1 protein-coding gene is annotated in these 14,819 nt (G+C 69.6%); it reads left to right on the top strand.

What is annotated here, in order from left to right:
- Positions 1-195: 195 nt before the first annotated feature.
- Positions 196-14,819, top strand: a 14,624-nt coding sequence (locus tag AB0399_RS11895) for an amino acid adenylation domain-containing protein (protein WP_366411154.1), incomplete at its 3' end; no start/stop codon positions are given.

The raw sequence follows: 14,819 nt of genomic DNA, 5'->3' as shown, positions 1-14,819 counted from the left end.
TGATGCTCTGCCCCTGCTCTGCCCCTGCTCTGCCCCTGCTCTGCCCCTGCTCTGCCCCTGCTCCGCCCCTGCTCCGCCCCTGCTCCGCCCCTGCTCCGCCCCTGCTCCGCCCCTGCTCCGCCCGTGCTGCCGAACCGAAGCTGTGACCGCCGTGACCGCTGTGACCTCTGTTACCGCTATGAGGAGACGTACGCGATGACCCGGACCCCGATCGCCATCGACGACATCTGGCCGCTGTCCCCGCTCCAGGAGGGGCTGCTGTTCCACGCTTCCTTCGGGGACGGGGCGTCCGACGTGTACACCGGACAGCGAGCCCTGGCCCTCGACGGGCCGCTGGACGCCGATCGGCTCCGCCGCTGCTGGGAGGGCCTGATCGCCCGCCACGGCGCCCTGCGGGCCGGCTTCCGCCGGCGCAGGTCGGGCCAGGCGGTGCAGGTCGTCGTCCGGCACGCGGAACTCCCCTGGCAGGAGGCCGACCTGAGCGGCCTGCCGGCGGCCGAGGCGGAGGCGGAAGCGACCCGGCTGTCCGAGGCGGAGCTGTCGGTGGGCTTCGACCTCGCGCGAGGCCCGCTGCTGCGGGTGCTGCTGATCCGCCTTGGCGAGCGGCGCCACCGGCTGGTGATGACGACCCATCACATCGTGCTCGACGGCTGGTCGCTGCCGATCCTGGTGGACGAACTGTCGACGCTCTACCGGACCGGGGGCGATGTCCGGGCGCTGCCCCCGGCCCGCTCCTACCGCGACTACCTGGCCTGGCTGGGCCGGCAGGACCGGGAAGCGGCGCGGACCGCCTGGCGCGCGGAACTGGCCGGAGCGGACGAGCCCACCCTGGTCGCCCCGGCCGACCCCGCCCGGGCACCCCTGCGTCCCGAGGCGGTGCTCGCCGAGTGCACCGAAGAGCTGACGCGGGCACTGGACGCACTGGCCCGTGAGCTCGGCGTCACCATGGCCACAGTGGTCCAGGGCGCGTGGGCGGTCGTCCTCGCCCGGCTGGCCGGACGGCAGGACGTGGTGTTCGGCACCACGGTCGCCGGCCGCCCCACGGACCTGCCGGGCGCCGACTCGCTCATCGGCCTGTTCATCAACACCCTGCCGGTCCGGGTCGAGTTGGCCGGCGGCCTCACCGTCGCCGACCTGCTCTCCGCGCTTCAGACGCGCCAGGTGGCTCTGCTGGGTCACCAGCACCTCGGGCTCACCGAGATCAGGCAGCTCGCAGGGCCGGGCGCCGAGTTCGACACGCTGGTGGTGTACGAGAACTATCCCCGCTCGGCGGACGCGGTGCCGGACGGCCCTGACTCCCTCACCATCCGTCTCGACGGCAGGACCAGGGACGCCAGCCACTATCCGCTCGGCCTGATCGTCGCACCGGGCGAGCGGATGGAGCTGCAACTCGACCACCGGACCGACCTGTTCGACCGTTCCCACGCCGAGCGGGTGCTCGCCGCGCTGCAACACGTGCTTGAGGGCTTCGTCACGGACCCGCACGCACCGCTGGCACGCATCGGGCTGCTGGACGGCGACGAACTCGCCCGGGTGACCCGGGACTGGCACGACATCCAGCCCGAAGTACCCGCCTCGACGCTGCCCGAACTGCTCGCCGCGCAGGTGCGGCGGACACCGGACGCGGTGGCCCTGGAGTCGGAAGAGCGGACTTTCGGCTACGCCGAGTTGGAGGACGAGGCAGGCCGCCTGGCGCGGCACCTGATCGCCATGGGGGTGGGGCCCGAGCAGCGGGTCGCCGTGGTCGCCGAGCGGTCGGCGGACACCCTGGTGGCACTGCTGGCGGTGTCGATGGCCGGCGGGGCCTTCGTCCCGCTGGACCCCGCGTATCCGGCGGACCGGATTGCTCTGGTGCTGAAGGACGCCGACCCGACCGCGGTGCTGTGCACCGAGGCCGGCCGCGAGGCACTGCCCGAGTCCGTGAGGGCGCGGGCGATCGCCCTGGACGATCCGGAGGTCGCGGCGGCGGTGGCGCGGCGCACGCCAGGCCGCGTGGTCGACGCCGAGCGCACGGCGCCGCTGCGCGCTGCCAATGCGGCGTATGTGATCTACACGTCGGGTTCGTCGGGGCGGCCGAAGGGTGTGGTGGTTTCTCATTCTGGGTTGGCGAATTTGGCGGGGGCGCAGGGTGAGCGTTTTGGGGTGGGTGTGGGGTCGCGGGTGTTGCAGTTTGCGTCGTTGAGTTTTGATGCGGCGGTGTCGGAGTTGTGTGTGGCGTGGGGGTCGGGGGCTGTGTTGGTGGTGGTGGGGGTAGGAGGTTTGCCGCCGGTGGTGTCGATGGGTGAGGTGGTGGGTCGTTGGGGGGTGACGCATGTGACGGTGCCGCCGGGGGTGTTGGCGGTGGAGGAGGGGTTGTTGGACGAGTTGGAGACGTTGGTGGTGGCGGGCGAGGTGTGCGCGCCGGGGTTGGTGGGGCGGTGGTCGGAGGGGCGTCGGATGGTGAATGCGTATGGTCCGACGGAGGTGACGGTGTGTGCGGCGATGAGTTTGCCGTTGGATGCGGATTCGGTGGGTGTGGGTGTTGGGGGGAGTGTTCCGATCGGGCGTCCGTTGCGGAATGCGGGGGTGTTCGTGCTGGATGGGTTTTTGCAGCCGGTGCCGGTAGGTGTGGTGGGTGAGTTGTATGTGTCGGGGGTTGGTTTGGCGCGGGGTTATGCGGGGCGTGCGGATCTGACGGCGGAGCGGTTCGTGGCGTGCCCGTTCGGCGACGGCAGCGACGGAGACGGTGGCGGTGGCGGTCGGATGTATCGGACCGGGGATCTGGTCCGCTGGACCGCGGACGGCCAACTCACCTTCGTCGGGCGGGCGGACGAGCAGGTGAAGATCCGGGGGTTCCGGGTGGAGTTGGGTGAGGTCGAGGCTGCCCTTGCGGCCCATCCGCGGGTCGAGCAGGCCGTGGTGGTGGTGCGGGAGGGTCGGCTGGTCGGTTACGTCGTCGGGGATGCCGACGATGTCGACGGTGGCGAGCTGCGGGCGTTCGCGGCGACCCGGTTGCCGGACTACATGGTGCCGTCGGCCGTGGTGGTGCGGGATGTGTTGCCGTTGACGGTGAACGGGAAGGTGGATCGGGCTGCGCTTCCTGCCCCTGATCTCGGGGCCGGTGGCTCCCGGGGTCCGGTGACGCCTACGGAAGTGGTCCTGTGCGGGTTGTTCGCGGAGGTGCTGGGCCTGGAGCGGGTGGGTGCGGAGGAGGGCTTCTTCGCGTTGGGTGGTGATTCGCTGCTGGTGATGCGGTTGATCGCGCGTGTCCGTTCGGTGCTGGAGGTCTCGGTTGGTGTCCGTGAGGTGTTCGCGGAGCCGACGGTGGCGGGGGTGGCGCGGCTGGTCGACGGTGCTGGGGTGTCGGCGGGTGTGGCGTTGGGGCGGCGGGAGCGTCCGGAGCGGGTGCCGTTGTCGTTCGCGCAGCAGCGGATGTGGTTCCTGAACCGGATGGACGGTGGCGACGTCGAGGGGGCCGGCGCTGCCGCGTACAACCTGCCCTTCGCGCTGCGGCTCTCGGGTCGGCTCGATGTGACGGCGCTCAGGGCGGCGTTGGGTGATGTGGCGGATCGGCACGAGAGTCTGCGGACGGTCTTCCCGGATGTGGAGGGCATGCCGTACCAGCAGGTGCTGGCGGGTGCGAGCGGCCGTCCGGAGTTGGTGCTGGTGGAGGCCGGCGATCGTTGGCGTGACGTGCTCGCCTCGGAGGCCGGGCGTGGATTTGATCTGGCGGTTGAACTGCCTTGGCGGACCACCCTGTTGAGGGTTGCAGAGGCGGAGTGGGTTCTGCTGTTGGTGGCGCATCACATCGCCACGGATGCGTGGTCGATGGGTGTGCTGGCGAACGACCTTGAGGCGGCGTACCGGTCTCGGTTGGCCGGTGAGGTCCCGGGGTGGGAGCCGTTGCCGGTGCAGTACGCGGATTACGCGTTGTGGCAGCGCGAGGTGCTGGGGGATCTGGACGACCCGGAGAGTGCGGGTGCGGGGCAGGTTGCTTTCTGGCGTGGGGAGTTGGCGGGGGCCCCGCAGGAGACCGTGTTGCCGTTCGATCGTCCGCGTCCGGCGGTGCCGTCGTTCCGCAGTGGCGTGGTGCCCGTCGACGTGGATGCGGTGACGCATGCGCGTTTGGTGGAGCTGGCCGCGCAGAGCGGGACGACGATGTTCATGGTGGTCCATGCCGCGTTGGTCGTGTTGTTGGCGCGGATGGGCGCGGGGGAGGACGTGTGCGTCGGCACCCCGGTCGCAGGTCGGTCGGACGCGCAGGTGGAAGATTTGGCCGGGCTCTTCGTCAACACGCTCGTCCTGCGGTCCGACGTTTCCGGTGATCCGTCGTTCGGTGACTTGTTGGCGCGTGTTCGTGAGTCGGATCTGGCGGCGTACGCCCATCAGGACGTGCCGTTCGAACGGCTGGTCGACGAGCTGAATCCGGCCCGTTCGGCGGCGCGCAATCCGTTGTTCCAGGTGATGCTGGCGCTCCAGAACGTGCCCGAGGCGCGCTGGGAGCTGGAGGGGCTGTGGGTGGAGCAGGTTCCGCCGGTGGAGGACCCCGCGGCGCGGTTCGACCTGTCGGTGGACCTCAGCGAGCGGCGGTCCGGTCAGGGTGCCCCGGCTGGTCTGGGTGGCGGGATTCTGTTCGCGGCGGATCTGTTCGACGAGGGGACGGTGCGTCGGCTGGCGGAGCGGTTGGTTCGGGTGTTGGAGCAGGTGGCGGCCGATCCGGAGCTGCGGCTGAGCGGCGTTGCGGTACTGGACGAAGCGGAGCGGTCCGCGGTCGTCGAGCGGTGGAACGACACCGCGAGCGAGGTTGATGCTCCGACCGTGTTGGAGTTGTTCCGCTCCTGGGTGACCGAGACTCCGGATGCTGCTGCCGTGTGGTTCCGGGAGCGTTCGGTGTCGTATGCGGAGGCGGATGCGCGTTCCGATGTGTTGGCGCGGGGGTTGGTGGCGCGGGGTGTGGGTGGTGAGTCGCGGGTGGGGCTGTGCCTTCCGCGCGGGGTCGAGATGGTGGTGGCGATGTTGGGGGTGTGGAAGGCCGGTGGGGCGTATGTGCCGCTGGACCCGGAGTACCCGTCGGAGCGGCTGGTGTTCATGGTGGCCGACAGCGATGCCGAGTTGGTGCTGGTGGCGTCTGAGACCGCTGGTCGGTTGTCGGCGGATGTCGAGACGGTCCTGCTCGATGAGGTGGAGAGTGACGAGGGCGGTCTGCCTGAGGTCGTCCCCGACCAGCTGGCGTATGTGATCTATACGTCGGGGTCGACGGGGCGGCCGAAGGGTGTCGCCGTGGCTCACGCCTCCGTGGCGAACCTTGCCACCGCCATGCGTCCGGTCCTGGGTGTCGAGACGGGCGTGACGGCGTTGCAGTTCGCGTCGTTCAGTTTTGACGCCGCGGTGCTGGATGTTGCGGTGACCTTGGCGGCCGGGGGGACGTTGGCGGTGGCTTCGGCGGAGGAGCGGCTGGATTCTTCGGCGCTGGCGCGGATGGTGGGTGCGTCGGGTGTCGGCGTGGCGAGTGTGGTGCCGTCGTTGTTGGGGGTGTTGGAGCCGGAGGCGGTTTCGGGGATCGGCAATTGGGTGTTGGGTGCGGAGCGGTTGGAGGCCGGCCTGGCGGCGAAGTGGCGGGCGGGTGCCCGGGTGTGGAACACGTACGGTCCGACGGAGGCGACCGTCATCTCTACCGCCGTCCTGTTGGAGGAGGGCATCACCGGTCAGGGCGCGGCGCCGGCGATCGGTCGTCCGCTGCCCAACGTCCGTACCTACGTCCTCGACACCTATCTCCGGCCTGTGCCGGTGGGTGTGACGGGTGAGTTGTATATCGCGGGTGAGGGTCTGGCTCGTGGGTACATCAACCGGGCCGACCTGACGGCGGAGCGGTTCGTGGCCTGCCCGTTCGACGGCGACGGTGGTCGGATGTACCGCACCGGGGACCTGGCCCGCTGGACCCCGGATGGCCAACTGGCGTTCGTGGGACGCGCGGATGAGCAGGTGAAGATCCGCGGCTTCCGCGTCGAACTCGGCGAGGTCGAGGCTGCCCTTGCGGCCCATCCGCGGGTCGAGCAGGCCGTGGTGGTGGTGCGGGAGGGTCATCTGGTCGGTTACGTCGTTGCGGATGTCGAGGGTGTGGAGGGCGCTGAGCTGCGGGCGTTCGCGGCGACCCGTTTGCCCGACTACATGGTGCCCGCTGCCGTCGTCGTGCTCGACGTCTTGCCGCTGACGGCCAACGGGAAGGTGGATCGGGCTGCGCTGCCCGCTCCTGACCTCGCGGTGGGTGGCAGTCGTGGGCCGGAGACTCCGACCGAGGAGACGCTGTCCGTCCTGTTCGCGGAGGTGCTGGGTCTGGAGGGCGTGGGCGCGGAGGAGAGTTTCTTCGAGCTGGGTGGTGACTCGCTGCTGGTGATGCGGTTGATCGCGCGTGTCCGTTCGGTGCTGGACGTGTCGGTCGGTGTTCGTGAGGTGTTCGCGGAGCCGACGGTGGCCGGGGTGGCGCGGCTGGTCGACGGCGCTGGAGCGTCGTCGGTTGTGGCGTTGGCGCGGCGGGAGCGTCCGGAGCGGGTGCCGCTCTCGTTCGAGCAGCAGCGGATGTGGTTCCTCAACCACATGGAAGAGGCCGACATCGACGGCGCGGGCGCCGTCTACAACCTGCCGCTGGTGTTGCGTCTGAGCGGGCAGTTGGATGTGGCTGCGCTGGCTGCGGCACTCGGCGAGATCGCCGATCGGCACGAGAGTCTGCGTACGGTCTTCCCGGATGTGGAGGGCGTGCCGTATCAGGAGATCCGCGTGGGTGCGGAGGGCCGTCCCCCGTTCCAGGTGGTCGAGGCCGGCGATGGTTGGCGTGACGTGCTCGCCTCGGAGGTGGGGCGTGGTTTCGATCTGGCGGCGGAACTGCCGTGGCGGACCACCCTGTTGAGGGTTGCGGAGGCGGAGTGGGTTCTGCTGCTGGTGGCGCATCACATCGCCACGGATGCCTGGTCGATGGGTGTGATTGCGCGCGATCTTCGGGACGCGTACCGCGCGCGTCTCGCCGGGGAGGCCCCGGGGTGGGAGCCGTTGCCGGTGCAGTACGCGGATTACGCGTTGTGGCAGCGGGATGTGTTGGGGGATCTGGAGGACCCGGAGAGTGCGGGTGCGGGGCAGGTTGCTTTCTGGCGCCGCGCTTTGGAGGGGGCGCCGCAGGAGACGGTGTTGCCCTTTGACCGTCCGCGGCCGGCGGTGCCGTCCTTCCGCAGTGGCGTGGTGCCCGTCGACGTGGACGCGGTGACGCATGCGCGGCTGGTGGAGCTGGCCGCGCGGAGCGGGGCGACGATGTTCATGGTGGTCCATGCCGCGTTGGTGGTGTTGTTGGCGCGGATGGGCGCGGGGGAGGACGTGTGCGTCGGTACGCCGGTCGCGGGCCGGTCGGACGCGCAGGTGGAGGAGTTGGCTGGGTTCTTCGTCAACACCCTTGTCCTGCGGGCGGATGTGACGGGGGACCCGTCGTTCGCCGAGGTGCTGCGGCGGGTGCGCGAGGCCGACCTGGCGGCGTATGCGCATCAGGATGTGCCGTTGGAGCGGCTGGTGGACGAGTTGAACCCGGCCCGCTCTGCCGCCCGTAATCCGTTGTTCCAGGTGATGTTGGCGCTGCAGAACGTGCCCGAAGCGCAGTGGGAGCTGGAGGGGCTGGCCGTCGAGCAGATCCAGCCGGAGGTGGCGCCCGCGCGGTTTGACCTGTCGGTGGGCCTCAGCGAGCGGTGGTCTGGTCAGGGCGCCGCGGCCGGTCTGGATGGCGGGATTCTGTTCGCGGCGGATCTGTTCGACGAGGGGACGGTGCGCCGGCTGGCGGAGCGGTTGGTGCGGGTGTTGGAGCAGGTGGCGGCCGATTCGCGGGTGCGGCTTGGCGGGTTCGAGTTGCTGGAGGAGTCCGAGCGGTCCGCGGTCGTGGAGGAGTGGAATGCCACGGCTCGGGAGCTGGACGCGTTGACGGTGCCGGAGCAGTTCGGTGCCTGGGCGATACGGACGCCGGATGCCGCCGCGCTGTGGTCGGGGGGACGGGCGCTGTCGTATGCGGAGGTGGATGCGCGCTCCGATGCCCTGGCGCGGGGGTTGGTGGCGCGGGGTGTGGGCCGTGAATCGCGGGTGGGACTGTGCCTTCCGCGCGGGGCCGAGATGGTCGTGGCGATCCTGGCGGTGTGGAAGGCCGGTGGGGCGTATGTGCCGTTGGACCCGGAGTACCCGTCGGACCGGTTGGCGTTCATGGTGGCCGACAGCGGCGCCGAGCTGGTCCTGGTGACGGAGGAGACAGCGGGCTCGCTCGATGGTGAGGACGCCCTCCTGGATGGGGTCGCGATCGAGTCCGGGAAACCGATCGACGTGTCCGTCGGGTTCGGTGACTTGGCGTATGTGATCTATACGTCGGGTTCGACGGGGCGGCCGAAGGGTGTCGCCGTGGCCCACGCTTCGGTGGCGAATTTGGCGGCGGCGATGCGTCCGGTTCTGGGTGTCGAGGCGGGCGTGGTGGCGTTGCAGTTCGCGTCGTTCAGTTTTGACGCGGCGGTGCTGGATGTGGCGGTGACCTTGGCGGCCGGGGGGACGTTGGCGGTGGCGTCGTCCGAGGAGCGGCTGGATTCTTCGGCGCTGGCGCGGATGGTGGGGGCGTCGGGTGTCGGCGTGGCGAGTGTGGTGCCGTCGTTGTTGGGGGTGTTGGAGCCGGAGGCGGTTTCGGGGATCGGCAATTGGGTGTTGGGTGCGGAGCGGTTGGAGGCGGGTCTGGCGGCGAAGTGGCGGGCGGGGGCCCGGCTGTGGAACACGTACGGGCCGACGGAGGCGACCGTCATCACCACGGCCGTTCTGTTGGAGGAGGGCATCAGCGGTCAGGACCTGGCGCCGGCGATCGGCCGTCCGTTGCCCAACGTCCGTACCTACGTCCTCGACACCTATCTCCGGCCTGTGCCGGTCGGTGTGACGGGTGAGTTGTATATCGCGGGTGAGGGTCTGGCTCGTGGGTACATCAACCGGGCCGGCCTGACGGCGGAACGTTTCGTGGCCTGCCCGTTCGACGGCGACGGTGGTCGGATGTACCGCACCGGTGACCTGGTCCGCTGGACCCCGGATGGCCAACTGGCGTTCGTGGGACGCGCGGACGAGCAGGTGAAGATCCGTGGCTTCCGCGTCGAGCTCGGCGAGGTCGAGGCGGTCCTGGCCGCCCACCCCGGCGTGGACCAGGCCGTGGTGGTGGTGCGGGAGGGCCGGCTGGTCGGTTATGTCGTTGGGGATGTCGACGGTGGCGAGTTGCGGGCGTTCGCTGCGACTCGTTTGCCCGACTACATGGTGCCCGCTGCCGTGGTCGTGCTCGACGTCTTGCCGTTGACGGCCAACGGGAAGGTGGATCGGGCTGCGCTGCCCGCTCCTGACCTCGCGGTGAGCGGCAGTCGTGGGCCGTCGACTCCGACCGAGGAGGCGTTGTGTGTTCTGTTCGCGGAGGTGCTGGGTCTGGAGGGCGTGGGTGCGGAGGAGAGTTTCTTCGAGCTGGGTGGTGATTCGCTGCTGGTGATGCGGTTGATCGCGCGTGTCCGTTCGGTGCTGGACGTGTCGGTCGGGGTCCGGGAGGTGTTCGCGGAGCCGACCGTGGCCGGGGTGGCGCGGCTGGTCGAGAGCAGTGGGGTCTCGGCGGCTGTGGTTCTGGGCCGGCGGGAGCGCCCGGAGCGGGTGCCGTTGTCGTTCGCGCAGCAGCGGATGTGGTTCCTGAACGGGATGGATGGCGCGGACGGCATGGGTGCTGCCGCGTACAACCTGCCCTTCGCGTTGCGGTTGACGGGCAGCCTCGACGTCGAGGCGCTGCGGGCCGGCTTGTGGGACGTCGCCGATCGGCACGAGAGTCTGCGGACGGTCTTCCCGGATGTGGAGGGCGTGCCGTATCAGGAGATCCGTGCGGGCGCGGAGGGCCGTCCCCCGTTCCAGGTGGTCGAGGCCGGCGGCCGCTGGCGGGAGCTGATGCAGGAGGAGGTGGGGCGCGGGTTCGACCTGGCGGTGGAACTGCCGTGGCGGACCACGTTGTTGAGGGTTGCGGAGGCGGAGTGGGTTCTGTTGTTGGTGGCGCATCACATCGCGACGGATGCGTGGTCGATGGGTGTGCTGGCCGATGACCTTCAGGCTGCGTATCGCGCGCGCCTGTCGGGTGTGGCGCCGGAGTGGGAGCCGTTGCCGGTGCAGTACGCGGATTATGCGTTGTGGCAGCGGGAGGTGCTGGGGGAGCTGGACGACCCGGAGAGTGCGGGTGCGGGGCAGGTTGCTTTCTGGCGTGGTGTGTTGGCGGGGGCGCCGCAGGAGACGGTGTTGCCGTTCGATCGTCCGCGGCCCGCGGCGCCGTCGTTCCGCAGCGGGACCGTCCCGGTCGGAGTCGACGCGGTGACGCATGCGCGGTTGGTGGAGTTGGCCGCGCAGGGTGGCGTGACCATGTTCATGGTTCTGCATGCCGCGTTGGCGGTGTTGCTGGCGCGGATGGGCGCCGGGGAGGACGTCTGTGTCGGGACGCCCGTCGCAGGTCGGTCGGACGCGCAGGTGGAGGAGTTGGCCGGGTTCTTCGTCAACACGCTCGTCCTGCGATCCGACACCTCCGGTGACCCTACGTTCAGCGACCTGCTGGCGCGTGTTCGTGAGTCGGATCTGGCGGCGTACGCCCATCAGGATGTGCCGTTCGAGCGGCTGGTGGATGAGCTGAACCCGGCCCGTTCGGCGGCGCGTAATCCGTTGTTCCAGGTGATGCTGGCGCTCCAGAACGTGCCCGAGGCGCGCTGGGACCTCGAAGGGCTGTCCGTCGAGGAGGTCCCGCCGGCGAAGGACCCCGCGGCGCGGTTCGACCTGTCCCTGATGCTCAGCGAGCGCCGCTCGTACGACGGTGCGGCCGACGGTCTGCGGGGTGGGCTCCTCTACGCGGCGGATCTGTTCGACGAGGGGACGGTGCGTCGGCTGGCGGAGCGGTTGGTTCGGGTGTTGGAGCAGGTCGCGGCTGACCCGCGGGTGCGGTTGAGCGAGATCGAGTTGCTGGAGGAGTCCGAGCGGACTGCGGTCGTGGAGGAGTGGAATGCCACGGCGCGGGAGGTGGACGCGGCGACGGTGGTGGAGCGGTTCCGGGGGTGGGTGGTTGAGACTCCGGATGCGGTGGCGGTGTGGTGTGGGGGTCGTGGGTTGTCGTATGCGGAGGTGGATGCGCGGTCCGATGCCCTGGCCCGCGGGCTGATTGCCCGGGGTGTGGGTGGTGAGTCGCGGGTGGGGCTGTGTCTTCCGCGCGGGGTGGAGATGGTGGTGGCGATGTTGGGGGTGTGGAAGGCGGGTGGGGCGTATGTGCCGTTGGACCCGGGGTATCCGTCGGAGCGGTTGGCGTTCATGGCGGCCGACAGCGGCGCTGAGTTGGTCCTGGTCGCGGATGAGACGGTGGATCGCCTTCCTGGGGATGTCGAGAGGGTCCTGCTCGACGATCTGGAGAGCGGAGTGGGGGAGTTGCCGGTAGTTGCTCCTGACCAGTTGGCGTATGTGATCTATACGTCGGGGTCGACGGGGCGGCCGAAGGGTGTGGCGGTGGCTCACACGTCCGTGGCGAACCTGGCCACCGCCATGCGTCCGGTTCTGGGTGTCGAGGCGGGCGTGACGGCGTTGCAGTTCGCGTCGTTCAGCTTTGACGCCGCGGTGCTGGATGTTGCGGTGACCTTGGCCGCGGGTGGGGCGTTGGCGATCGCCTCGTCCGAGGAGCGGCTGGATTCTTCGGCGCTGGCGCGGATGGTCGGGGCGGCGGGTGTCGATGTGGCGAGTGTGGTGCCGTCGTTGTTGGGGGTGTTGGAGCCGGAGGCGGTTCCCGGGGTGGCCAATTGGGTGTTGGGTGCGGAGCGGTTGGAGGCGGGCCTGGCGGCGAAGTGGCGGGTGGGGGCGCGGGTGTGGAACACGTATGGGCCGACCGAGGCGACCGTCATCTCTACCGCCGTCCTGTTGGAGGAGGGCATCAGCGGTCAGGACCCGGCGCCCGCGATCGGCCGTCCGTTGCCCAACGTCCGTACCTACGTCCTGGATGGCTACCTGCGACCGGTTCCTGTCGGTGTGACGGGTGAGTTGTATATCGCGGGCGAGGGTCTGGCTCGTGGGTACATCGGGCGGACCGACCTGACGGCGGAGCGTTTCGTGGCTTGCCCGTTCGGCAACGGCGGTCGGATGTATCGCACCGGGGACCTGGCTCGCTGGACGGCGGACGGCCAACTGGCGTTCGTGGGGCGTGCGGATGAGCAGGTGAAGATCCGCGGCTTCCGCGTCGAGCTCGGCGAGGTCGAGGCCGCCCTGTCCGCTTATCCCGGCGTGGACCAGGCCGTGGCAGTGGTGCGGGAGGGTCTGCTGGCTGCTTACGTCGTCGGGGATGTCGACGGTGCGGACGGTGGCGAGTTGCGGGCGTTCGCGGCGACGCGCTTGCCGGATTACATGGTGCCGTCGGCGGTCGTCGTCCTTGAGGCGCTGCCGTTGACGGTGAACGGAAAGGTGGATCGCGCCGCCCTTCCTGCCCCTGATCTCGGTGCCGGCGGCTCCCGGGGTCCGGTGACGCCTACGGAAGTGGTCCTGTGCGGGTTGTTCGCGGAGGTGCTGGGCGCGGGGAGCGTGGGCGCGGAGGAGAGTTTCTTCGAGCTGGGTGGTGATTCGCTGCTGGTGATGCGGTTGATCGCGCGTGTCCGTTCGGTGCTGGACGTGTCGGTTGGTGTCCGTGAGGTGTTCGCGGAGCCGACGGTGGCCGGGGTGGCGCGGCTGGTCGACGGTGCTGGGGTGTCGGCGGGGGTGGCGTTGAGGCGTTGGGAGCGTCCGGAGCGGGTGCCGCTGTCCTTTGCTCAGCAGCGCATGTGGTTCCTCAACCACATGGAAGAGGCGGACGTCGAGAGCACGGGTGCCGTCTACAACCTCTCGTCGGCGCTGCGGCTTTCGGGTCGGCTGGATGTGGGTGCGCTTGAGGCGGCGTTGGGTGATGTGGCGGATCGGCATGAGAGTTTGCGTACGGTCTTTCCGGATGTGGAGGGTGTGCCGTATCAGGAGATCCGCGAGGGCGCGGAGGGTCGTCCCCCGTTCCAGGTGGTCGAGGCCGGTGATCGTTGGCGTGACGTGCTCGCTTCTGAGGTGGGGCGTGGATTTGACCTGGCGGTTGAACTGCCTTGGCGGACCTCGCTGTTGAAGGTCTCGGCGACGGAGTGGGTTCTGCTGCTGGTGGCGCATCACATCGCGACGGACGGCTGGTCGATGGGTGTGCTGGCCGATGACCTTCAGACGGCGTACGGCGCGCGGCTCTCCGGCGCGACTGCGCAGTGGGAACCGCTTCCTGTCCAGTACGCGGATTACGCGTTGTGGCAGCGGGAGGTGCTGGGGGATCTGGAGGACCCGGAGAGTGCGGGTGCGGGGCAGGTTGCTTTCTGGCGTGGGGAGTTGGCGGGGGCCCCGCAGGAGACCGTGTTGCCGTTCGATCGTCCGCGTCCGGCGGTGCCGTCGTTCCGCAGTGGTGTGGTGCCCGTCGACGTGGATGCGGTGACGCATGCGCGGTTGGTGGAGTTGGCCGCGCGGAGCGGGGCGACGATGTTCATGGTGGTCCATGCCGCGTTGGTCGTGTTGTTGGCGCGGATGGGCGCGGGGGAGGACGTGTGTGTCGGTACGCCGGTCGCCGGCCGGTCGGACGTACAGGTGGAGGGGCTGGCCGGGTTCTTCGTCAACACCCTTGTCCTGCGGGCGGATGTGACGGGGGACCCGTCGTTCGCCGAGGTGCTGCGGCGGGTGCGCGAGGCCGACCTGGCGGCGTACGCCCATCAGGACGTGCCGTTCGAGCGGCTGGTGGATGAGCTGAACCCGGCCCGCTCTGCCGCCCGTAATCCGTTGTTCCAGGTGATGCTGGCGCTCCAGAACGTGCCCGAAGCGCAGTGGGACCTCGAAGGGCTGTCCGTCGAGCAGATCCCGCCGGTGACGGACTTTGCGGCGCGGTTCGACCTGTCACTTTCGTTGAGTGAGCGGCGTCTGGATGACGGTGCTGTGGATGGTCTGCGGGGTGGGCTTCTCTATGCCGCGGATCTGTTTGATGAGGGGACGGTGCGTGGGTTGGTGGAGCGGTTGGTGCGGGTGTTGGAGCAGGTGGCGGCTGACCCGCGGGTGCGGTTGAGCGGTGTTGCGGTGGTGGGTGAGGTGGAGCGGGCGGTGGTTGTGCGGGAGTGGAATGACACTGCGGGTGAGGTGGGTGCTTCGACGGTGTTGGAGTTGTTCCGTGGGTGGGTGGAGCGGACGCCGGATGCGGCGGCGCTGTGTTCGGAGCGGCGGACGTTGTCGTATGCGGAGGTGGATGCGCGTTCGGATGTGTTGGCGCGGGGGTTGGTGGCGCGGGGTGTGGGTCGGGAGTCGCGGGTGGGGCTGTGCTTGCCGCGTGGGGAGGATGCGGTTGTCGCGATTTTGGCGGTGTGGAAGGCGGGTGGGGGGTATGTGCCGTTGGACCCGGGGTATCCGTCGGAGCGGTTGGCGTTCATGGTGGCCGACAGCGGCGCCGAACTGGTGTTGGTGATGCCCGAGACCGCCGGCCGGTTGTCTGCGGACATTGAGACGGTCCTGCTGGACGAGGTGGGGAGCGACTCGGGCGGACTGCCGGAGATCGTCCCTGACCAGTTGGCGTATGTGATTTATACGTCGGGTTCGTCGGGGCGGCCGAAGGGTGTGGTGGTTTCTCATTCGGGGTTGGCGAATTTGGCGGGGGCGCAGGGTGAGCGGTTTGGGGTGGGGGTGGGGTCGCGGGTGTTGCAGTTTGCGTCGTTGAGTTTTGATGCGGCGGTGTCGGAGTTGTGTGTGGCGTGGGGGTCGGGGGCTGTGTTGGTGGT

The sequence above is a fragment of the Streptomyces sp. NPDC088194 genome (assembly GCF_040702025.1).
Classification (GTDB): domain Bacteria; phylum Actinomycetota; class Actinomycetes; order Streptomycetales; family Streptomycetaceae; genus Actinacidiphila.
Note: the sequence above shows the minus strand (reverse complement) of the source record. Positions and strands in the feature narration are given on the sequence as shown.